Annotated in this window: 18 protein-coding genes; 5 read left to right on the top strand and 13 right to left on the bottom strand. The window is 39.6% G+C overall.

Translation table 11 applies throughout. From position 1 onward, the window contains the following. Positions 1-299: 299 nt before the first annotated feature. The gene (locus FIU21_RS07435) at positions 300-1,466 is read left to right on the top strand and encodes an IS4 family transposase (RefSeq protein ID WP_254361451.1); all 1,167 of its coding nucleotides are present in this window, start codon (positions 300-302) and stop codon (positions 1,464-1,466) included. 633 nt (positions 1,467-2,099) lie between these two features. Here FIU21_RS07435 and FIU21_RS07430 read toward each other — a convergent pair. The 11 genes from FIU21_RS07430 to FIU21_RS07380 all read right to left on the bottom strand — a co-directional run bounded on the left by FIU21_RS07430 (position 2,100) and on the right by FIU21_RS07380 (position 13,709). After that, positions 2,100-3,539: an NADH-quinone oxidoreductase subunit N gene (locus FIU21_RS07430; protein ID WP_004360914.1), complete on the bottom strand. Its 1,440-nt coding sequence runs from the start codon at positions 3,537-3,539 to the stop codon at positions 2,100-2,102. Between the two features lie 12 nt (positions 3,540-3,551). After that, positions 3,552-5,063 (bottom strand): complex I subunit 4 family protein, encoded by a 1,512-nt coding sequence (locus FIU21_RS07425; RefSeq protein WP_036886650.1) that lies wholly within the window; start codon positions 5,061-5,063, stop codon positions 3,552-3,554. A gap of 4 nt (positions 5,064-5,067) precedes the next feature. Further along, positions 5,068-7,122 (bottom strand): NADH-quinone oxidoreductase subunit 5 family protein, encoded by a 2,055-nt coding sequence (locus FIU21_RS07420; protein ID WP_036886649.1) that lies wholly within the window; start codon positions 7,120-7,122, stop codon positions 5,068-5,070. 12 nt (positions 7,123-7,134) lie between these two features. Then, a complete protein-coding gene (gene nuoK / locus FIU21_RS07415) occupies positions 7,135-7,443 on the bottom strand; it encodes an NADH-quinone oxidoreductase subunit NuoK (RefSeq protein ID WP_004360908.1) in 309 nt (102 codons plus the stop codon). Further along, complete coding sequence (locus FIU21_RS07410; RefSeq protein ID WP_036886648.1) at positions 7,440-7,979, bottom strand: NADH-quinone oxidoreductase subunit J family protein; 540 nt, start codon at positions 7,977-7,979, stop codon at positions 7,440-7,442. The genes nuoK and FIU21_RS07410 overlap by 4 nt, the downstream gene beginning before the upstream one ends. A 12-nt stretch (positions 7,980-7,991) precedes the next feature. Further along, entirely contained in the window at positions 7,992-8,528 is a 537-nt protein-coding gene (locus FIU21_RS07405; RefSeq protein ID WP_004360906.1) for a 4Fe-4S dicluster domain-containing protein, read from the bottom strand. 12 nt (positions 8,529-8,540) lie between these two features. Beyond that, a complete protein-coding gene (gene nuoH / locus FIU21_RS07400) occupies positions 8,541-9,632 on the bottom strand; it encodes an NADH-quinone oxidoreductase subunit NuoH (protein WP_004360905.1) in 1,092 nt (363 codons plus the stop codon). Between the two features lie 44 nt (positions 9,633-9,676). Next, positions 9,677-11,251 carry an NADH-quinone oxidoreductase subunit D-related protein gene (locus tag FIU21_RS07395; protein WP_004360904.1) on the bottom strand — a complete coding sequence of 525 codons (1,575 nt, stop codon included), beginning with the start codon at positions 11,249-11,251 and terminating at the stop codon, positions 9,677-9,679. Positions 11,252-11,269: 18 nt separating this feature from the next. Beyond that, positions 11,270-12,196: an NADH-quinone oxidoreductase subunit B gene (locus tag FIU21_RS07390; protein WP_004360903.1), complete on the bottom strand. Its 927-nt coding sequence runs from the start codon at positions 12,194-12,196 to the stop codon at positions 11,270-11,272. Continuing rightward, entirely contained in the window at positions 12,187-12,537 is a 351-nt protein-coding gene (locus FIU21_RS07385) for an NADH-quinone oxidoreductase subunit A (protein WP_004360902.1), read from the bottom strand. The genes FIU21_RS07390 and FIU21_RS07385 overlap by 10 nt, the downstream gene beginning before the upstream one ends. Before the next feature lie 281 nt (positions 12,538-12,818). Further along, complete coding sequence (locus tag FIU21_RS07380) at positions 12,819-13,709, bottom strand: hypothetical protein (RefSeq protein ID WP_004360901.1); 891 nt, start codon at positions 13,707-13,709, stop codon at positions 12,819-12,821. Positions 13,710-13,893: 184 nt separating this feature from the next. Between FIU21_RS07380 and FIU21_RS07375 the strand changes: the two genes are divergently transcribed. Then, positions 13,894-16,257: a mechanosensitive ion channel family protein gene (locus FIU21_RS07375; protein WP_036886647.1), complete on the top strand. Its 2,364-nt coding sequence runs from the start codon at positions 13,894-13,896 to the stop codon at positions 16,255-16,257. Between the two features lie 116 nt (positions 16,258-16,373). Here FIU21_RS07375 and FIU21_RS07370 read toward each other — a convergent pair whose 3' ends face one another. Both FIU21_RS07370 and FIU21_RS07365 read right to left on the bottom strand, forming a co-directional pair. Next, entirely contained in the window at positions 16,374-17,291 is a 918-nt protein-coding gene (locus FIU21_RS07370; protein WP_172891349.1) for an IS982 family transposase, read from the bottom strand. Between the two features lie 723 nt (positions 17,292-18,014). Beyond that, positions 18,015-18,566, bottom strand: coding sequence for an outer membrane beta-barrel protein (locus FIU21_RS07365; RefSeq protein ID WP_004360899.1), 552 nt, complete (start codon positions 18,564-18,566; stop codon positions 18,015-18,017). Positions 18,567-18,834: 268 nt separating this feature from the next. On the opposite strand from FIU21_RS07365, the gene kdsA reads away from it, so the two are divergent. The 3 genes from kdsA to FIU21_RS07350 all read left to right on the top strand — a co-directional run bounded on the left by kdsA (position 18,835) and on the right by FIU21_RS07350 (position 21,995). After that, positions 18,835-19,593, top strand: coding sequence for a 3-deoxy-8-phosphooctulonate synthase (gene kdsA / locus FIU21_RS07360; protein ID WP_004360898.1), 759 nt, complete (start codon positions 18,835-18,837; stop codon positions 19,591-19,593). Further along, a complete protein-coding gene (locus FIU21_RS07355) occupies positions 19,590-20,561 on the top strand; it encodes a KpsF/GutQ family sugar-phosphate isomerase (protein WP_036886646.1) in 972 nt (323 codons plus the stop codon). The genes kdsA and FIU21_RS07355 overlap by 4 nt, the downstream gene beginning before the upstream one ends. A 138-nt stretch (positions 20,562-20,699) precedes the next feature. Then, complete coding sequence (locus FIU21_RS07350) at positions 20,700-21,995, top strand: phospholipase D-like domain-containing protein (RefSeq protein WP_155812516.1); 1,296 nt, start codon at positions 20,700-20,702, stop codon at positions 21,993-21,995. The last annotated feature ends 27 nt before the right edge of the window (positions 21,996-22,022 follow it).

Genomic DNA, 22,022 nt, shown 5'->3' with positions numbered 1-22,022 from the left:
GCCAATATGCTCAACGCCTCGTCTTTTGTGGGTAAGGGTATAGGGGCTACTCGCTCGTCTAAGAGCATGTAGGTATGTGCGTTTCCCACTTCAGGGCCGCTGCAAATGAGTGCCTCGCATTCGGCATTCTCCAAAAAAGGTTCATAAAAACAGTGTCCGAAGGTAAGCCTTTTTCAGCCATTCGTTCTGTAATTTGCTGTTTGGCAAGGCTCTTTCCGCCGCTCAACATGTCATAGATATGCTGGTTCGCGGTGTCGTACATCTGCTCGGAGAGGGACACTCTTTTATTGCACTTCGTTTTGGAACTTGCATCTCTGAGCCAAGCTCAGGGAGGTGAACACTATATAAAGAAGTTTGATGCATGGCATCATCTTGTCGTCATGCTTTATGCAGTAATGATGCGTTTAGACTCTCTGCGTGAGATAAAGGCCTCTCTCTTTGCTAATGTTAATCGCTTTAATCATCTTGGTTTAAAGCATTTTCCTTATCGAAGTACCTTGTCAGATGCAAACAAACGTCGAGATTCCGAGATATTCGGTTCAATCTATATGAACTTATATGAGAAATACCGCCATGAACTTTACTCGGACAGCCGAAATTGTGGACAGCCCAAATGGCTGAAGAATCTAAAGATAATAGATTCTACGACAATAAGTCTGTTTTCTAACCTGGTCTTTAAAGGAGTAGGACGTAATCCCAAAACTGGTAAGAAAAAGGGTGGAATAAAAGTACATACAGAGATATTTGCCAATGAGAATGTTCCAAGCGATATCAAGTTCACATCTGCAGCTAGTCATGATCAATTTGCACTTATCCCAGAACGATACGCCAATGAGGAACTGATTGCTTTTGACAGAGCCTATATAAACTATGAAAAGTTCTCTGAACTCACGCAAAGAGGCGTTATATATGTAACTAAGATGAAAAGTAATCTTAGCTTTGAAAGAATTGCTGATACAGATTATGAGATGACAACAGATTATGGAGCTGTACGTGTAGAAACCATTATCTTTCATAAGCATACAAAGGAAAAAGATATCTACCATAAAGCAAGAAAAATCACATATCAGGATAAGACTAAGAAAGGGAAAATCAGATTAATATCTCTGCTGACCAATGATTCTCAGATGTCGACAGAAGATATTATAGCTATCTATAAGAGACGATGGCAAATAGAAACCTTATTTAAACAAATAAAACAGAATTTCCCGCTAAGATACTTCTATGGAGAGAGTGCGAATACTATAAAAATACAAATATGGATTACGCTTATAGCCAATCTGCTTATAACACTAATAAAGAACAAAATAAAGAGACCTTGGAGCTTCTCAGGCTTGGCAACAATGATAAGAATTCTACTTATGAGTTATGTCTCAATACAAAGATTCTTTGAGCAGCCACATAGAGACTGGGATAGATTGATTACCCAGGTAAAAGCCCCACCAGAAGAGTTGTCATTATTCTAGGGGGGCTTGGAATTTGAAATTAGAACTAATCATGCCTATTTCAGCAGGATTGAGAGAGAGTATTGCAGCATGTAGAGGTTTTATCGGACAGCAATATTACTTTTTTGAAGCTTATAAGACTATATTAATGTAAACATTATTGCGAGCAATTGATAACCTATTGCAAGCTAATTTGCACTCAGCACCATTTGTGTTTACTATCAGCACAACACGTGCTGGGCACAAACACGATATGTGCTAAATAATAATCCCAAATCGGTTATCAGACCACAATATGTATAATTCTTATTACTATGGTATTGTTTCCTAAGATCTTTTATTTTCTTATCGGCATCTTGTCTGTCTTTATAACTTGACGTAGCCCGCTACGCCTGCATTACAAAGTCAAACAATCTACTCGATAATAAAACAAAATATGTTTAGGATCTAATGAGCGATTTGGGATAATACATCAGAAAAAGATGAGAGGGAAAGGGCATTATAATCATCATATAATAAGAGATTAATGACTAACTGATACAAAAAGCGGTATTATATCTCATCTCATTAAAACCTATAATCAGCAAAAATCGCCCAAGGATTTATTGAAACCCTTGGGCGATTTATATACTTATTTAATAAGTCTGTAGCCTATTAAACTGCTGCTGCAATCCACTCATATACAAAGCTGCAAACACCGAAGAGGAGGATACCTGCCATGCAGATAGCCAAAGCGAACTTAGTGTTACAGTCACTCTTGAAGGTTGGCAATGGATTGTCTGTACGAACAATATACATAGCCTTTACAATCTTAAGATAGTAGTAGAGTGAGATAACAGTGTTGAGCAAAGCGATGAATACAACTCCGTAAGCCCATGCTCCCATTGTGGTGTTGATGTCAGCACCATTAACACCTGACATGAAGATGAAGAACTTAGAGAACATACCTGCAAACGGAGGAATACCACCGAGTGAGAACATCGCTAAGGTCATCAAGAAGCTCAGACGTGGATTAGTCTGATAGAAACCATTGTAATCATCAATATTGGTCTTACCACCATTATTCTGTTCTACAACAGAGATAATTGTGAAGACTGCCATGTTAGCAACAACATAAATCAGAACGTAGTAACTAAGTGCAGCAACTGAATTTGCCCAATTATTACCAATAGCTGCCAACATAATATAACCAGCCTGAGAGATTGAACTGAAAGCCATGAAACGCTTCAACTCATTCTGACGTACAGCAAAAAGGTTGGCGATGGTTATTGAAAGAACAACTACAATCATCAGCAACACGTGCCAATACTCCATCATGCCATCAAAGACATGGAAGAGAATACTCAACAATGTGAAGGCTGCAGCACCCTTTGAGATTACGCTCAAATAACCAGTAACAGTTGTTGGTGCGCCTTGATAGGTATCAGCTGTCCAGAAGTGGAATGGAACAAGAGAAATCTTGAAGCCAAGACCACTGAAGAAGAACACAAGCCCCATGATTACCAATGGGGTTGCCTGCATCTTTGTAGCGATATCATCGAAGTAGAGAGTACCAAACTGACCATAGAGGAAGCTGATACCATAGAGCATTACACCACTTGAGAAGGTTGCTGTCAAGATAAACTTAGCTGCACCCTCTGCAGAGTTCTTACGATACATATCGAAGGCAACAGTACATGACAAAGGTACAGATGCCATTTCAAGACCAAGGAAGAACATCAGGAAGTTGCCTGCGCTCATCATGGTAAACATACCGAGCAATGTTGAAACGATAAGCATATAGAACTCAGCTTCCTTACCGCTCTTTGCAGCCCAAACACGACTCTGAACGACAACAATAAAGGTACCCATAGAGAGGATAGCCTTCATCACATCAACAGCAGGTGTTGTTTCATACATACCACCGAACAGACTCTGTGTGCCCATAGGATAAAGACACACGAAGGTGTTCAAAAGCAAGAGTACAGAAGCCAGCGGATTGAACCACTTGCGTTCTTCAGTCTTTGCCGTTGCAAAGTCAGCAACGAACAAAACAATCAGGATGGCAATGAGACTTGCCTCCGGAATCATCTTAAAGAAATCACTATAATTCATTTCGCCAGTTTATTAAAGATTACCCAAATTTGGTATATATGTGAAGATGTGATCAAAGATAGGATGAACTGCGTCCATAATCATATTCTCAAAGAAGAGTGGGCAGAGACCTAAACCTGCAACGCAGAAGATTAGACAGCCGATAGCGAATCGCTCGTCCCATGTAGCATCATGTAACTCATAGAACTTCTTGTTTGGAATTTTCTGGAAGAGAATCTTTCCTACCACTCGTAAGATGTAAACAGCTGTGATTACAATTGCTGTACAAGCAATGATTGTTGCTACACGATGGAATGTACCTGTATTCTCAAATGAACCTACGAAGATTGTCATCTCGGCAACAAAGCCTGAGAAACCTGGCAAACCAAGGTTAGCAAGACCTGCTACTACATAAGATACAGCCAAGAATGGAATAACCTTCATAAGACCACCAAGGTAACGAACATCACGTGTTCCTGCACGGTGATAAATCATACCGATACATGCAAAGAACAAGGCTGTCATCAAACCGTGTGAAAGCATCTGGAGGATTGCACCTGTGATAGCTGTCTGCGTGGTCATAACCAAAGCAAAGAGTACCATACCACAGTGTGAAACTGAAGAATAAGCATTGATATACTTCAAGTCAGTCTGTACACAAGCTGAAAGTGCACCATATACTACAGAGATTGTTGTCAACACAAGGAATACTGGTGCCCACATCTCCAATGCATCAGGCATAAGGAACATTGCAATACGCAAACAACCGTAGCCACCAAGTTTCATCAATACACCAGCGTGGAGCATTGATACTGCTGTAGGCGCTGAAGCGTGACCGTCAGGAGACCATGTGTGGAATGGGAACAATGCACCGAGTACACCAAAACCAATAAACACCAATGGGAAGAAGATGTTCTGAATGTTCTTAGGCATAGCATGCATACGTGCTAACTCCATTACATCCATTGTGGTAGCACCACTAAAGTAGTAGATACCAAGGATACCGAGTACTAAGAGAGCAGAACCACCCATCAACATCAAGGTAAGCTTCATTGCTGAATACTCCTTAGGACCAGTACCCCATACACCGATGAGGAGGTACATTGGAATCAGCGCAACCTCATAGAACATGAACATGGTGAACATATCCGTAGAGATAAAGAAGCCAAATACACCTGAAGACAAGAGTACAAACCAAAGGAAGTATTCTTTCTTCATTGGTTCAAGCTGCCAGCTGGCAAAAGTACCTGTGAAGACAATGATTGCAGAAAGCAGAATCATTACGACAGAGATACCATCTACACCTACCGAGAAGGCAATATTTAGAGGCTTAAACCACATTACGGAGTTTGTCAACAGCATCGCATCATGATTACCTGCGTTGCGCTGTTGAACGAAATAAACAGTCAGCCAGATTGCACCTACCAAAAGTGCCGTAGAGCCGGCTACCATCACACCGCGTACCTGATTATCATTCTTCGCTACCCAAAGAGCGAAAAGCATCAGGACGGGGATAATTACAAATACAGTTAATATCCAACTCATTTCTTTAAATCAAGCAAAGTAATACTAATGTTAATGCTACAGTACCAGTGATGAACCATACGGCATACTGACGAACATCGCCACTCTGCCATGAACGGATAGACTCACCAGCCTCCTGTGTACCCCAAGCCATGAAGTTAAACGTACCATCGATAACGTGGCGGTCGAACCATGCGATTGGAATAGAGAAGCAACGGAATACGATCTTGTGTGTAAAGAACTGCCATGCATTATCAATATAGAATCTGTTGAGGGCAGCCTTGTGCAAACGTGGGAATGTACGCTGCAAAGCATCAGCAACAGGCTGCTTCTTGCCCATGTACATCCAAGTTGCAAGTGCGATACCGATAACTGCTGCAATAATACTGGTAGTTGCGATGCTCCAATCAAGGTGGATATCGTAGTTGAGACCGTTAGCACTTACAAAGTGACCAAATGGAATCCAACCTGCAGTGATAGAAATAATTGCGAGGAATACCAATGGACCCCACATAACGAAAGGAACTTCCTGTGGACGACGACGGTTCTCTGGGTCCTGCTCATAGTAAGACTCACCCCAGAAGATTACGTAGTAGAGACGGAACATGTAGAATGCTGTCATACCAGCTACAAGTGTCATAATCCACTTTAAAGCCTGTCCTTCTACACCAGGAAGTGCATTACATGCTGAGATAATCTCATCCTTAGAGAAGAAACCTGCAAATGGAGGAATACCTGCAATTGCCAAGCAACCAATCAAGAAACAGATATTCGTAATTGGCATGTATTTGTGTAATCCACCCATATACTCCTTGAAGTTGCTACCAATGATAACAATAATAGCACCAGAGCAAAGGAAGAGCAGAGCCTTGAACATTGCATGAGTGAAGAGGTGGAACATTGCTGCCATATAGCCGAGACCACCATGGTGGAGATATTCTGCACTATAGAATGAACCGTGCTCCTTCTCATAGAAGCAAACACCAAGCGCAACAAGCATATAAGCAATCTGTGAGATAGTAGAGAATGCCAAACCACGCTTAATATCACGCTGAGCACAAGCTACTGCTGCTGCATAGAAGGCTGTAAATGCTGCAATCCAAGCAATCCAATGGAGTTGCTCCTGTGCACCAAACTGTACATAGATTGGTAACAATGATGCAACCTGGAATACACCAGCAACAACCATCGTAGCTGCGTGAATCAATGCAGATACAGGTGTTGGGCCCTCCATAGCATCTGGCAACCAGATATGCAATGGGAACATTGCTGACTTACCTGCACCACCAATGAACATCAAGAAAAGAGCTGTTGGGAGTACCCAAGTCAAATGTGGGTTCTTAGCCAAGCCATTCAGTGTCTCAGCAAGACCTGGATTAACATTAAGATCATAGTTGAATGTGCCAACATAGAAGCTGAAGAACAAAATACCAATCAAGAAGAACAAGTCAGCAAAACGTGTGACAATAAAAGCCTTCTTGCTGGCATGAACTGCAGTATGCTTTGGATAATAGAATCCAATCAACAGATATGAACATACACCTACCAACTCCCAGAAGAGATACATCTGGAAAATATTAGTTGCCACTACAAGGCCAAGCATTGACATCGTAAAGAGTGATAGGTAGGCATAGAAACGCTGGAAGCCGTGCTCATACTCCTCAAACTTATAATTCTCATCACGTTCAGCCATATAACCGAATGAATAGATGTGAACCATCAAGCTGACAGTCGTAATGACGATTAACATCATCACACTGATTGGAGAAAGACGGAAACCAATGTTAAAAGTCAAAAGTTCAGTAAACTTCAACCATGTAATGTTGAAGACTGTAACAGTTGGGTATGTACCATTTGCCAAACGACCATCAGTTACATTGAAGGTCTCGCCCATAGCTGTATACTCACCAGTATAGAAGAAATAATGGTAAGCAGTGTAGAGGCTAAGCACAAATAGTGTTCCCAACATACAGGTGCCGATTATACCAGCGACCTTGCGAGGCATCTTCATACCGAACAAGCCAAGCACAACAGCGCTTAGGAACGGGAGAAGAAGTATCAAAAATGCGTAATCAAACATATTTGTTTCTCTTTATAATTTCATATTTTCAATACTGTTCACCTGATCGCTGTGGAAATGACGGTAAACATTGATGATAATAGCGAGTGCAACAGCTGATTCAGCAGCACTTACACCGATAGAGAAGAGCGTAAAAAACATACCCTCATATCCATCAGGGAAAAGTAGACGGTTGAACGCAGCAAAGTTAATATCTACGCTATTGAGAACTAACTCTACGGAGATAAGCATTGCAACAAGGTTGCGACGGGTTACAAAACCAAACACTCCGATAAAGAACAATAGTCCACTAAGGACAAAGAAATATCCTACTGGTATCATTTGCTTTCCTCCTTCTTTTTGTTATTCAATATAACTAAGCCACCAATGATACAAGCCAAAAGGAATACAGAGATGAACTCAAATGGGAGAACATAACCATACTTATTGGCTGTCATCAAATTACGACCGATGGTTTCCATTGTAACTTCATTTGATAAAGAATCACCGTTCACTACAGTGTGACGCAGAACTTGATTCTTTAACAGAACAAGGATTACTGTACCAAAACCAACTAAAGCAATGAAGGCTGCAAGGAAAGTACGCTTTCCTAACCAACGCTCAGAAAGACCCTGCAATGTACGCTTACTTACTAACTGAATAGCGAAAATGTACATCATTGTGATACCACCAGCATAAATACTGATTTGGGCAGCACCAAGGAATGTGTAATCGAGCAGGAAGTAGAGACCTGCAACGCCAAAGAGCACAAACAGCAATGCTGTTGCAGCTCGCATGATACGCTTCGTCGACACGCAGAATACGGCTGAAGCCAGTATAATAACGGCGAGAACCGCAAACATAATTAATCTTGCCATATCTCTAAACCTTTATTTCTTTTTAGTATTGAATGTTCCTACCTTCCAGTCTGCACCACCGTCGATAAGACCTGGCAGTGAACCTCCTTCATATACTTCCTTGTCAAGGTGAAGGATTAACTTAGAACGGTCGAAGACAGCATTCTCGAAATCATTCGTAAACTCAATTGCATCGAAGTTGCAGGCATTAACACACAACTCACAGAACATGCAATCGCCTAAGTCATACTCATAATCAACGAGCTGTTTCTTCTTCTTACCTGTCTCTTCGTTGGTAACCATCTCAGAAAGAATCTTGATAGTACCATTAGGACAAGCCTTCTCACACATTGTACAAGCAGTACACTTGTGATTCTTTTCTTCGTCACGCTTGAAGACCAAACGGCCACGGTGACGCTTGGCTACGTGAAGGGTTGTCTTGCGATTCTCAGGATACTGCTCGGTAGACTTTGGTGTGAAGTATTCCTTCATGGTCACCTTCATACCCGTAGCAAGTGTCTTGAGTGCGCTCCCGACCTCACCAAAATATGATTGTTTTTTATCTTCCATTCTCTTTAACCATTAATAGTGAATCGTCCAACCGAATGCAACACACACCGTCATCAACACAAGGATAACCAATGATAGTGGCATAAGATACTTCCACTCTAATTTCAGAATCTGATCGATACGGAGACGTGGGAATGTCCACTTAATCCACATCAGCAAGAATACTACTGTGAATGTCTTACCAAGGAACCAAACAAGACCTGGAATATAATTCATAATAGCATCAAAGCCATCTAATCCAATGTTCAAAGGAGCCCAACCACCTAAGAATACAGTAGTTGCAATACCTGCTACAACAAATAGATTAAGGTACTCTGCCAAGTAATAAAAACCAAATCCCATACCACTATACTCTGTATGGTAACCTGCAGTCAACTCACTCTCAGCTTCTGCCAAGTCAAATGGACCACGGTTAGCCTCTGCATTACCAGCAACACAGAATACGAGGAAAGCCAAAGTAGCAGGAACATGTCCCTGTACGATCAACCACTGCAAAGGACCTGTCTGTGCTTCAACAATACCTGAGATCTGCATAGTACCAGTCAGAATAACTGCTGAAATCAAACAGATACCTAATGACAACTCGTATGATATCATCTGTACGGCACCACGCATAGCAGAAAGAACAGAATACTTGTTGTTACTACCCCATCCTGCAATAAACACACCAATAACACCAATAGAGCTAATGGCTGTTACAAGGAAAATACCGACATTGAAATCAAGGATATGAGCTCCCTTATTCCAAGGAAGGAAAGAGAATGTACCGACAGATGCAATAATTACAAGGAATGGCGCCAAGTAATAAAGCAGTTTATCAGCCTTATCAACAGCAAAGATTTCCTTAATCAACATCTTCAATACGTCAGCAAAGACCTGTAAGGTACCCCACCATCCTACTCTGACAGGACCAATACGGCACTGGAAGTAGGCGCAGACCTTACGCTCCATAAAGATAAGCACAATTGCAAGCAAAGCATAAGCAAGAAGTATTGCCAGTCCCACCGCAACGCACTCAATCAGAACGGTCCAGAAATTACTCAAGCCACAAGTGACGCGGAGTAACTCATCGAACCATGTTGTTACTATTCTAAAATCGAACATAGTATGATTTTAATTCTTAATTGATTACTTTAATGATAACCTTGTTAGCGGTCAATATCTGGAATAACGAAGTCAAGCGCAGCACCAGTAGTCACCAAGTCGGCAATCTTCTGACCACGCAACATCTTATCCATAGCACCAACAAGTGTCAAACCCATAGGACGGAACTTCAAACGATATGCAGTCTTGTCACCACGTGAATCCAGATAAGCACCAAACTCACCACTTGCACCCTCAACAGCAAAGTACCACTGTCCCTCAGGAACCTTGATGATTGGCTTCTGCTTAATATAGAACTCACCCTCAGGAATATTGTCAATCAACTGCTCAATAATATTGAGACTCTGATAAATCTCCTGAATATGGCAATAGTAACGATCCATAGAATCACCATGAGTCAAGGTAATCTGCTCAAAGTTAACCTTATCATACATAGCATATGGATGATTCTTACGAACATCATTCTTCCAACCACTTGCTCTACCAGCAGGACCAGTCACACCATAGCTGATACAATCCTGCTCATCCATAACACCAACATTACGGAAACGCTCATGGGTAATGACATTATCACCAAAGACATCAAGATACTCTTGAACCATTGGACGTAGGTACTTGCAGAGTTCCTTAACATTTGAAACAAAGTCTGGATCAATATCAGCCTGCAAACCACCTATTCTATAGTAGTTCTGAATCAGACGACCACCTGTTGTCTCCTCCATAACGTTCAAGACATGCTCACGATCTCGCATACCATATAGGAAAGCAGTGAGTGCACCCAAGTCCTGAGCACAACAAGATGTATAAAGGAGGTGATTATCAATACGCTGCAACTCATCCATAATTGTACGGATGTAGAGGATGCGTTCTGACAATTCAATGCCCATACCTTCCTCAATAACGCCAACGAGCGCATGACGGTGCATCATTGCTGACAAATAGTTCATACGATCAGTCAATGCCAAGGTCTGAGGATATGTGAACTGTTCACACAGTTTCTCGATACCACGATGAATATAACCCAAGTGTGGATAGATCTTGGTTACCGTCTCACCATCTAACACCGTCTGCAGACGAAGCACACCGTGTGTAGAAGGGTGCTGAGGGCCAATATTCACAACGAAGTTATCATCAGTAAACAGCGGACGCTGTGTACCAACAAGTTCACCATTGTTATTAAGATTCCACTCTGTAGTTGTATCAAGTTCTACATCATCCTCCGTAGTATACATGTTCTTAGCAGGATCCATGTTATAATCCTTACGGAGTGGATAACCCTTAAAGTCGTTTCTCAAGTAGAGACGACGCATGTCTGGGTGACCAAGGAACTTAACACCATAGAAGTCATAGACCTCGCGCTCTAACAAGTCAGCATCAGCCCAAATATTGTAGACAGAAGGAATAACATGCTCCTCTCCTACCTTCTTTGCAAGCTGCTTTACAGAACAACGCTCGTGTGTATTTGTATTCTCAAGAATATAAATACATCCAAGACCTTCCTCTGCACCAAAGTCTTCGCCGACAACAGTTACAAGGTAATCGAAATGCTTCTCATTCTTCAGCTTTGCCATTTCTGAAGCAAAGCTATCAAAACCGAATTCTTTATTTTCTAATTTCATTCTCGCGTACCTTATATATTAATTGTTAGTAGCTGTCTCATCTGCAGCCTTACTTGTTGCATCAATCTGATCGATTTCCTTGCCCAACTTCTCAACATCTTCTTGTGTCACTGGCTGGTTAACGACAATCGTATCTTTCTTTGGAGCAACAGGCTCAGAAGAAGTAGTAGCAGCTTCTGCAGGTTTAGCAGAAACATCAGCTGGTTTCACAGCGGCAGCTGTAGGCTTCACAACAGGACGTGCAGGCTTTGGAGCAGGATTTTTAGCTTCATTCCAAGCTGCTTCACGCTTCTCCTTAATCTCTTCAGGGTTGATACCTAACTTCTCACTAAAGATAAGTTCGGCATTACTCTTGCCCAACTCACGCTCCTCAGTAGACTGCTTGTGGTTTACACCACCAAAGAATTTCTCAACCTTCACCTTACGTTGAAGCTGCATCATACCATAGATAATAGCCTCTGGACGTGGAGGGCAACCTGGGATATAAACATCCACAGGGATAATCTCATCGATACCACGCATCACATGATAACTATCCTTGAATGGACCACCAGAGATAGCACAACCACCAACAGCAATTACATACTTAGGCTCAGCCATCTGGTCATACAAACGCTTTAAAGCTGGAGCCATCTTGTTTGTGATAGTACCAGCACACATTATCAAGTCAGCCTGACGTGGAGAGTTACGTGTTACCTCAAAACCGAAACGTGAGAAGTCATAACGCGCACATCCAACAGACATAAACTCAATACCACAACATGATGTTGCAAAGGTAAGTGACCAGAGAGAGTTACTACGCCCCCAGTTGATAAGTTGATCCAAGTTACCGAGAACGAGGTTTGTTCCACCATCGTTCAATTCGCTTGCCATTTTGCTAAGCGTGTCATTGTCTTTCCATTCATCGTATGGAAGAGACTTGATTTTTGGCTTTCTTATTTCCATTCAAGTGCTCCTTTCCGCCAAGCATACGCAAGACCAAATACTAATACCAACATAAAGAAACCAATCGTAGCAAGTGCGAGAGGTCCAAATGTTTTTACAACAACAGCCCAAGGATAAAGGAATACGGTTTCCACGTCAAACATCAAGAAAAGAATGGCAAAGAAGTAGTAACCGATATGCACTGGCAACCAAGAGGTTCCGTAAGTCGGGATACCACACTCATAAGGCTCACCCTTCGCCGGATTATATGAACGCGGACCAATCCATTTAGCAATAGCATAAGCTGCTACTACCAAGAATGCGGCCGTTATCAAAACGGTAACAAAAAGTGTGAAATACATAAACTTTATATAGCTATAATTTAATTGTTCAATCTTGCTCTAAGAAAACATGTTTCAAAACGTGTGCAAAGATACAAAAATATTTGAGAACGTGTGCAAATTAAGCAGAAAAACACACCACTTTTTGCAAACTCCACTTTACAAACGATGTATTGGCAGATTTACAAGACGATAATACGAAGTCTATCAAATACGACATGTTTACTTCTTACGACAATTAGGTTACTAATGAAGTTGTCCATGAAAATATCTTATCGACAGCTTACATGAAAGAAAACAAATTAAGAATAATATTCTATCAATCCATCTATTGGTGAAGCTATCACCTTACCAACTTTAAAATTAAAAGTACTGGCACTCATTCTTAACTGTTCTTCAAAAGCAGCCGCAATACCGCCAACAGCAGAAATTTTACGAACTGAGGTTGTTGTATACTTCAAGATATTTTTCTTAAAGAAATTATCGAAGTTAAATCTTACTAAAGATTCTAATTCAGCATATTGTAAGTTCTCTTTAATAAACTTAGAAATACCTCCTAAGTAGCGATTCGCAAGCGGTTGACGATAAACTTTATCAATGATTTCTGGATAGGTTAAACCACTCCACTCTAAATATAAATCGCGTATCTCTGTAGATAAATCACCCTTAAAAATACCATTGAGTAGCAACTTGCCAAGTACTGCTCCACTACCTTCATCCCCTAAAATATAACCTAAAGGCGGAACATTTGCCACAATATTCTCGCCATCATACTGACAGCTATTGGCACCAGTACCTAAAATACAAGCAATACCCGCATCGTATCCACAGACAGCATGTGCAGCCCCTAACAAGTCACTCTCCACCTTTATCAACGCTGAAGGAAATGAAACCGTAAGTGCTTCACTCACAACTGAAGAAAGATTCTTTGTACAGCCTGCTCCATAAAAAGCTATCTGTGAGACATATTCTGCTATATCTTTCTTTGGTAAAAAGCTATCATTTTGCTCTGCAGCCTTGTATAGTACAGGCTTTAGCTCCTGCTCTAAAATCTTCAAAATAACTTCCTTCGACTGATGAAAAGGATTTACTCCTTGTGTACGAACTTTCAGAACATACTTACTTGTATCTGTGGGCAAGCTAATCAATGCCCAGTCAGTCTTAGATCCTCCGCTATCAGCAATTAATATCATAGTATATTTTTTTGTGCAAACTTACTATTTTTTATCCATTTATATGAATTATAACCCAAGAAAAGCACATACAAAGACATCTTTAGTATCATTTTACATTCCGATATAAGTCTAAATGACAAACTTTGCGTACCTTTGTAGACATTAAAACAATCATAAAAACTATTCTTTACAACAAATAGATATGCGCAAAAAGCTATTCTTTATCACCATATTGCTGTTCATCCTGACCCTTCCTGCAAATGCTGTACTGCAGGAGGACTCACTGAAAAACTCACTCCAAGTGCTACGCCATGAATTGATTGCACAGCATCTTGAACAAACAAAGCAGCTGAATAATTCAAGATTCATAACTGAACAAGTGACAAATCAGTTAAAAGAAATTGGTGATAAGTCAGCTCAAGTATCATTGATGCTTTATTCACAGAAGACGGACAACATCTTTGACCTTACCTATGCTTGCCAACAAGCAACTGAATTATGGAAAGATTTCCAAACAAAGACACGTCCTTTTCATGACCTTATCACGGAAAGTAACGAAGAAATAGCGCGCTATGACTCCCTTGTCAATGTGCTTAGTACGATGTATACCTTCGGTCTTACTCAAAAAATGAAGACCGACCGAAACGTATGTCTTACTCTTGCTGTAAGTATTCGAAGAATGTTAAAGGAGCGCAATGATTCTTATCAAGAATATATACAATACTACAATTACAGCCAGCATCAGTTGCAGGCACTTGATGCCTATGCCCAAAAACGCTATGCCGAGATTCAGTCAGGCATCTTTACAAACACAGGAGATAGCTACTTCAAGGTTCTTAAATCGGTTCGTTTTCGTCTTAGTCAGATGAACACGACACTCTCTGAAAAATATACCCCAAACACTGTTGTAGTATCTCAATGGGATGTAAAATGGATTATCACACTCTTCAGTATGATTCTGATTTATGGTTTGATAGCCATTATCATTAATTATCTGAGTATTCGATTCCTTGTAACACGAGTTATGAAGACAAATCGTTTCGAGCAGAAGAGTCAAAGTTTCCTTGCCAAGCGTACTTGTATCATTATGCTTGCTTCTGTCATTACATTCAGTATTGTACTTATCATTATCCGATTGTTCTCGCCTTCTAACTTCGTACACATGGCTTGCAGCCTACTTTTGGAGTACACATGGATGCTATCTGTCATTTTTGCATCATTGCTTCTACGTGTAGAAGGTTCACAGACACATAATGCTTACCGTATTTACTATCCCTTGATTATGATTGGCTTCTTTGTCATTGCGTTTCGTATCGTGATGCTACCAAGCTCAGTCGTAACTCTTCTCTTCACACCTTTATTATTCATAGACACATTGTGGCAGGCAAGAATGATACACAAATATCATAAGCTTGTACCTCATTACGACTTAAACTTTGCATATATCTCTCAATTTGTATTCATCTTCTCACTTATAAGTGCATCGATAGGATACACAATGTTTGCCGTTCAGGTAATCATTTGGTGGTCAATGCAGTTGGCTTGTATTCTTACAATTGCTTTCTTCAAAGACTACCTCAACCAGTACAGGGAGAAACATCCAATAAAGAAACTATCACCAGCAAAGGTGTGGCTTCTTCGTTTTGTTGACATTGTTCTCATTCCAACAGCTTTGGTAATATCATTTATCCTTGCTATTTATTGGGCAACTGATGTCTTTAATCTTAGTGGATTGACATGGAACTTATTCCGTGCCAACTTTATTGATTCTGATAAGATACAGATTAGTGTTTACTCAATAGCTGTGGTAACTATCCTATGGTTCATCTTTAATTATCTGAATCTAACGATTCGAGATGCTATCAAGTTATATCTCAAACGCAATGACCCATCTACAGCCGAGGCGCGTGCTACGATGTATATCAACGTATTACAAGTAATCGTATGGGGAGCTTGGTTATTGATTACCCTTGGCTTCTTCAAAGTCAGCAGCACATGGTTAGTTGTTGTGACAGGTGGCTTGTCAACGGGTATCGGTTTCGCCATGAAGGATATTCTTGAAAACATCTATTATGGTATTTCTTTGATGGCTGGACGTATTAAGATTGGCGATTATATCATCTGTGACGGTATACGTGGTAAGGTAAGTTCCATAAACTATACCTCGACAGTGATTGATGCACTTGATGGTTCTACGATTGCTTTCCAAAACTCACAACTCTTCACTAAGAACTATAAAAACATGACCAAGAATGATGGTTATGAGGTGGGAACTATTCAAGTTGGTGTTGCATATGGTACGAATGTAAAAGAAGTAAGAGAACTTCTTAAAGATGCTATCGCTAAACTTGGTATCACTAATGAAAAAAAGGATATTATTGTCAGACTTCAAAGCTTCGATGATAGCTGTATCACACTGAAGATTCTTGTTTGGCTAAATGTATTAACACAGGGAAATGACATTGCGGTTATTATGGAATGTATCTATGATACGTTAAACAATAATGGTATTGAAATCCCATTCCCACAACGTGAGATTACTATTAAGCATCAACAAGAGATCTAAAGTATTAACCTGAACTCGGGATAAGTATCATATCACTCTTCTGTTTGGTTTAGTACAACGGCTCTTTAGACTCAATCTTTTGATTGGGTCTAAAGATAATAATAAAACAGATTACTTTAGAATAATGTAAGCTGTCCCGAATGTTGCTCTATAGCAAAGTCTATGTTCACTGCTGGCTTCTTCTCAAAGAAGCTGTAGGCTGCAATAGCAGAGAGAACATTCATTGCGAAATTAAATATGCTTCTATGCCTTGAATGCACTAATTGAGCTACATTCTTTAGCTCATCATTGATAGTCTCTATTACAGATCTTTTCCTTAAAAGAAGTCTATCATAAAGTGGCATCAGTTTATTTTTCATGTTACTCCTAATGCCCGTAACTAAATTTATTCCATCATTGAACAATCGCTCAAATAATCCTTGAGAAATGTACCCTTTGTCTGCAAACAATTTACCAAATACATTGTCTGTCAACCTGTTAAATACATTTTCGTCTCGGTCATCAACATTTGCTTTAGTGAGCATAAAGTTTAGAATCTCACCTCTTTCATTACAGATAAGATGTAGTTTGAATCCAAAATACCATCCCATTGTACTCTTACCCCTTGTTGCATAATTTCTAAAAACCTTATTGCGACAAATACGTTTATTATGACAAACTGGAATACAAGTTGAGTCAATAAAACTAATACCAGTACACCTCCCAAAACAACATATCTGCAGGAACATCATCATCTCTACAGAGACTCTTGCCTCTAATTCAAGAAAACGATTATAAGACAATTGATTTGGAAATAAATCTGCTAAATGCTCTTTTACGAAAAAGGTATAATAGTGACGAAAATTACGATAGGAATTAAAGTGAAAGCAAATTAAAATCGTTATGATTTCAGACTTACTCATACGCCACCTGCGATGGCGATGACATCCTTTATTCTTTTCTGAGAGACCTATTTTATCAGTTTCTAACTCAAACTCTTTGCAGAAATCATCTGCAATACAGAAAATTTCAGTAATTTTGTCCTTGGTAATCATCGTTATGTTTATTGTAAATAATTGATTTTCAACTATAAAGTTACAAAAATATAATGAGATTACCAACTTTTTACAGACATTTCTTATCCCGAGTTCAGGTTATTAGTCTATTTATTTAGCTTTGAGATGATTAGAATCGAAAAAAGTCCTCTTCCATTTAGTAAAAAAGGCTTGTTCCATCATAATATGATGACAATAATAAGCCCTTTTTGCTCTCTCCTGCGAGCGTGTTGATGCTTAACACATGTGGTGTTAAGCCTTAGCACTGATGGTGCGGAGCATAAACACTAAGCTTATATATTGTTGAAAAGAAAGTAACTTGACGTTAGGAACAGTGAATACAAGTACATGATAACAAAGTTATTACTTGCTTTTCTATAAATATCAGCAGCTATTGTATTGATAAGTAATTGCAGAACAACAATATAACTCTCAATAAAATAAACAAAAACACGTTTTCTTAAGACACTTGTAACTATCAACATATCAATAGTCCAACATCTCATTGAAGAAGAAGATACTTATTCAGCATTTAAAAGAGTGTTAGTAAGAGAGCAAAAGAATATCTTTTAGAAGATTGAAATATAATAAAGATTGGTTAGATGTCATGAAGAGGAGAAATATTGACAAGTATAAAACAAAAAACACTCCAATTACCATATAAAAAGAGGGATGCAAGATGCATCCCTCTTTTTATATATTAAGTTTCTTCAGATAAACTCTTTAGAAGTTGTAGTAAACACCGAAAGTGATATCATTACCGTTAAGAGATGCACCCCAAACGTTATTTGCCTTAGCACCACTTACGTCATACTTAGCAGACTTCCATCCAACGAAACCAACACGAGTTACAAAACTTACCTTTGGACTGAGGTTAACTGCGAGACCTGGTCTCAAACCTGCTTCCCACTCATTAATAGAAGCGCCACCAGTGTGAGCGTGGTTGTAATGAGTATAACCAAAACCACCCTCTACGAAAGCATTTACATACTTAGAACGCACAAATGTGTAACGTGCGTATGGTGCAATCTTGAAATAGTTACGAGATTCGCCCTCATACTGAACAGGATTACCTTTACCCCAACCAACTACTGTACCGATTGACCAGTTCTCGTCGAGATTAACACCAATCTCTGGGAGGAACTGATAAGTTGTAACAGCATCAGAACCATCTGTCTTTGATGAAGCAATACCTACGCTACCACCAACATAACCCTGTGCACTTGCTGCAAGTGATACACATGCTACAGCAAATGACAATAAAATCTTTTTCATAATAGAAAACTTTTAAATTAATATTGAACTAAATCTATTTACCTTATGCTACATACCACCCATAAAGGGGTAATAAGCGTTGTTTTCTGGGTGCAAAGTAAAAGGTTTTCTATTAAACAACCAAATTTTATGCATAAGTTTTACTTTAAACATCTAAATGAACGTTAATCATTTGTCTGTTCACCTTATTATATATAACTTTGCAGTAACTCTTGGGAGAATATATCAATATTTTTGTAGTAACAGGAGCATTATATACTATTGAATTATGATGAATAAACCTACTTTCATTGCAGGTCCCTGCGTTATTGAAAGCCAAGAACTACTCAACACGGTTGCAGAAGAGTTAGTTAGGCTTAATAAGAAATACGATATAGATATCATTTTTAAAGCAAGCTTTGATAAGGCTAATCGTACAAGCATACACTCTTTCCGTGGTCCAGGGCTTGACAAAGGACTTATGATGCTTCAAACTATCAAGGAGAAGTACGGATTACGATTGCTAACCGATATTCATGAAAGCTATCAAGCTGAGGCTGTTGGAGAAGTTATTGACGTTATTCAGATTCCTGCTTTCCTTTGTCGTCAGACTGACTTATTAGTGGCTGCAGCAAAGACTGGTAAGATTGTAAACATCAAGAAAGCACAGTTTCTTAGTGGTAGAGATATGCGTTATCCTGTACAAAAGTGTCACGAAAGTGGGGCTAAGGATGTGTGGTTGACTGAGCGTGGAAATAGTTTTGGATATAACAACCTCGTTGTTGACTTCCGTAATATCCCTGATATGAAAGAAATCGTTTCGAATGTTATTATGGATTGTACACATAGTGTACAGCGTCCAAGTGCAGGAGATGGTAAGACAGTTGGCGATCGTAAGTTTGTACCTTCGATGGCATTAGCAGCTAAAGCCTTTGGTGCTACAGGCTACTTCTTTGAAGTTCACCCTACTCCAGACGCAGGACTATCAGATGCAGCTAATATGTTGGAACTTGAGAAGTTAGATGAATTAATAGGAAAACTGGTATGAACGAAGCAGAACAAAGATTGACACAGGTCAGAGCATATGCAACACAGTGTATCAAAGAAGAAGCTGAAGCTACACTTAATCTGATAAACCAGTTAGATGAGAACTTTGATAAGGCTGTTAGCCTAATGTTCCATTGTACTGGTAAGGTTATCGTTACTGGTGTTGGCAAAAGTGGAAATATAGGTGCTAAGATTGCTGCAACCCTTTCTTCTACGGGTACACCTGCATTCTTTGTTAACCCTCTGGACGTTTATCATGGCGATTTGGGTGTGATGACAAAGGATGATGTTGTATTAGCATTATCTAATTCAGGACAGACAGACGAGCTACTCCGCTTCATTCCAATGGTACTTCACATGAATATTCCTATTATTGGAATGAGTGCTAATCCGAATTCATTATTGGCAAAATATTCTACAGCTCATTTGAAGGTTTGGGTTGAGAAAGAAGCATGCCCTCTTAACCTTGCTCCAACAAGTTCAACAACGGCAGCCCTTGTCATGGGTGATGCCTTAGCGATAGCGCTTATGCGTGTTCGTAACTTTAAGCCACAGGACTTTGCACAGTTCCACCCTGGTGGAGAATTAGGAAAACGCTTATTAACTACAGCACAAGATGTAATGCGTTCAGATGAACTTCCTATCATTCCAAAGGATATACACTTAGGAGAAGCTATCATACATGTTAGTAAGGGCAAGCTTGGCTTGGGTGTATCGCTTGATAATGGAAAGGTGATAGGCTTGATAACGGATGGTGATATCCGCAGAGCTATGGAACGTTGGCAGGCTGAGTTCTTTGATCATACAGTCAGTGATATAATGACAAGAGAACCAAAGATAGTCTTACCAACTACGAAGATTACAGAGATTCAACAGATTATGCAGCAGAATAAGGTACACACAGTGTTAGTATGCGATGAGGAAAGACACTTCTTAGGTGTTGTTGACCATTATAGTTGTATGCTGTAAAGATAGTTTTTATTATCTTATCTACGATATTTATATTGGGCAACATAACCTTTGTTTGCCATAGGTTATTGTTTGCCATTGACGAAAATGAGAGAAAGAAAAGTGAACTTTAATACAAAAAAAGCTATTACATGGGTGATGGTATTATGTTACATACTATTTCCAACATACCTTTTAGCACAAACAGAGACAGAAAGCACTGTGACTAAAGGGCATGAGATACTTGCGAATAGAGCCGATTCTATGATTGTGAATCAGCTGCGCAAGAAGAATGTACACTTCTCTCATAACAACTCAGTAACTTTACTTACGACTGGTAAAGATAAGTTTAATGATCTATTTAAGGCTATTGATCAAGCACGTTCGAGTATTCACTTGGAATACTTCAACTTTCGCAATGATTCTATCAATGACGAACTCATACAACATTTAGCGGCAAAAGCGAAAGAAGGAGTTGAAGTTAGAGCTGTTTTTGATGGCTTTGGCAATGCAAGTAACAATCGTCCCATGAGGAAACGCCACCTGAAAGCGATTCGTGAAAAGGGCATTGAGATATATGAGTTTAAGCCAATGGAGTTCCCTTGGCTACATGATATATTCAATCGTGACCACCGTAAGATTGTTGTTATAGATGGAAAGGTTGCATATACGGGTGGAATGAATGTGGCTGACTATTATATTAATGGTACTGAAGTTGTTGGTTCATGGCATGATATGCATTGTAGAATCGAAGGAAACGAGGTAAATACATTGCAGAACATCTTTCTTAATATGTGGTTTTTAGCATCTGGACAGAGAATACATGGTGCTAAATATTATCGTGGAATCTCTAACGCTGATTACATAAAAGGCTTGAAGCCTGACACTTGTGGAAGTGCAGGAAGTAAAATGGTGGGTATTATTAACCGTGAACCACACATTTCTAAGGATATTATCCGTTATTTCTATGTGAATGCTATCAATGATGCAAAGGACAGTATAAAACTTATCAACCCATATTTTACACTGAGCAGAGCCTTGAAAAAAGCATTAAGAAATGCCGTAAAACGAGGTGTAAAAGTAGAAATCCTACTGAGTGTAAAGAGTGATATCCCACTAACTCCTGATTGTGGATTCTATAATGCACATCAATTAATGAAGAAAGGTTGTACAATCTGGATGTATGAAAAAGGTTTTCATCACACAAAAATTATTACTGTAGACGGACAATTCTGTACTGTTGGGTCAGCCAATCTAAATGCAAGAAGTCTACGATGGGATCGTGAAGAGAATGCAGTAATAGTTGATGCTTGTACAACACATGAGTTAGATGAACTCTTTGAAGCCCAAAAGAAAGATAGTTTTAAGCTTACAGAAGCAAAGTGGAAACAGTGGCGTACGCCATGGCAACGTTTCCGTGGCTGGTTTGCTCATCTGCTATCTCCATTCCTATAACGGATAGAAAATAGCAAATTAGCCATA

Source organism: Prevotella melaninogenica (assembly GCF_013267595.1).
Taxonomy (GTDB): domain Bacteria; phylum Bacteroidota; class Bacteroidia; order Bacteroidales; family Bacteroidaceae; genus Prevotella; species Prevotella melaninogenica_D.
The sequence above is the reverse complement of the archived record's forward strand: the minus strand, read 5'-3'. Positions and strand labels throughout refer to the sequence as shown.

Excerpts from the sequence above, each read along its gene's own strand:
- FIU21_RS07375 (WP_036886647.1), top strand. The coding sequence starts at position 13,894 with ATGCGCAAAAAGCTATTCTTTATCACCATATTGCTGTTCATCCTGACC.
- FIU21_RS07405 (WP_004360906.1), bottom strand. The coding sequence starts at position 8,528 with ATGGAAGATAAAAAACAATCATATTTTGGTGAGGTCGGGAGCGCACTC.
- FIU21_RS07430 (WP_004360914.1), bottom strand. The coding sequence starts at position 3,539 with ATGAATTATAGTGATTTCTTTAAGATGATTCCGGAGGCAAGTCTCATT.
- FIU21_RS07420 (WP_036886649.1), bottom strand. The coding sequence starts at position 7,122 with ATGTTTGATTACGCATTTTTGATACTTCTTCTCCCGTTCCTAAGCGCT.
- nuoK (WP_004360908.1), bottom strand. The coding sequence starts at position 7,443 with ATGATACCAGTAGGATATTTCTTTGTCCTTAGTGGACTATTGTTCTTT.
- FIU21_RS07370 (WP_172891349.1), bottom strand. The coding sequence starts at position 17,291 with ATGATTACCAAGGACAAAATTACTGAAATTTTCTGTATTGCAGATGAT.
- FIU21_RS07390 (WP_004360903.1), bottom strand. The coding sequence starts at position 12,196 with ATGGAAATAAGAAAGCCAAAAATCAAGTCTCTTCCATACGATGAATGG.
- FIU21_RS07410 (WP_036886648.1), bottom strand. The coding sequence starts at position 7,979 with ATGGCAAGATTAATTATGTTTGCGGTTCTCGCCGTTATTATACTGGCT.
- FIU21_RS07365 (WP_004360899.1), bottom strand. The coding sequence starts at position 18,566 with ATGAAAAAGATTTTATTGTCATTTGCTGTAGCATGTGTATCACTTGCA.
- FIU21_RS07395 (WP_004360904.1), bottom strand. The coding sequence starts at position 11,251 with ATGAAATTAGAAAATAAAGAATTCGGTTTTGATAGCTTTGCTTCAGAA.
- kdsA (WP_004360898.1), top strand. The coding sequence starts at position 18,835 with ATGATGAATAAACCTACTTTCATTGCAGGTCCCTGCGTTATTGAAAGC.
- FIU21_RS07350 (WP_155812516.1), top strand. The coding sequence starts at position 20,700 with ATGGTATTATGTTACATACTATTTCCAACATACCTTTTAGCACAAACA.
- FIU21_RS07385 (WP_004360902.1), bottom strand. The coding sequence starts at position 12,537 with ATGTATTTCACACTTTTTGTTACCGTTTTGATAACGGCCGCATTCTTG.
- FIU21_RS07380 (WP_004360901.1), bottom strand. The coding sequence starts at position 13,709 with ATGATATTAATTGCTGATAGCGGAGGATCTAAGACTGACTGGGCATTG.
- FIU21_RS07355 (WP_036886646.1), top strand. The coding sequence starts at position 19,590 with ATGAACGAAGCAGAACAAAGATTGACACAGGTCAGAGCATATGCAACA.
- FIU21_RS07425 (WP_036886650.1), bottom strand. The coding sequence starts at position 5,063 with ATGAGTTGGATATTAACTGTATTTGTAATTATCCCCGTCCTGATGCTT.
- nuoH (WP_004360905.1), bottom strand. The coding sequence starts at position 9,632 with ATGTTCGATTTTAGAATAGTAACAACATGGTTCGATGAGTTACTCCGC.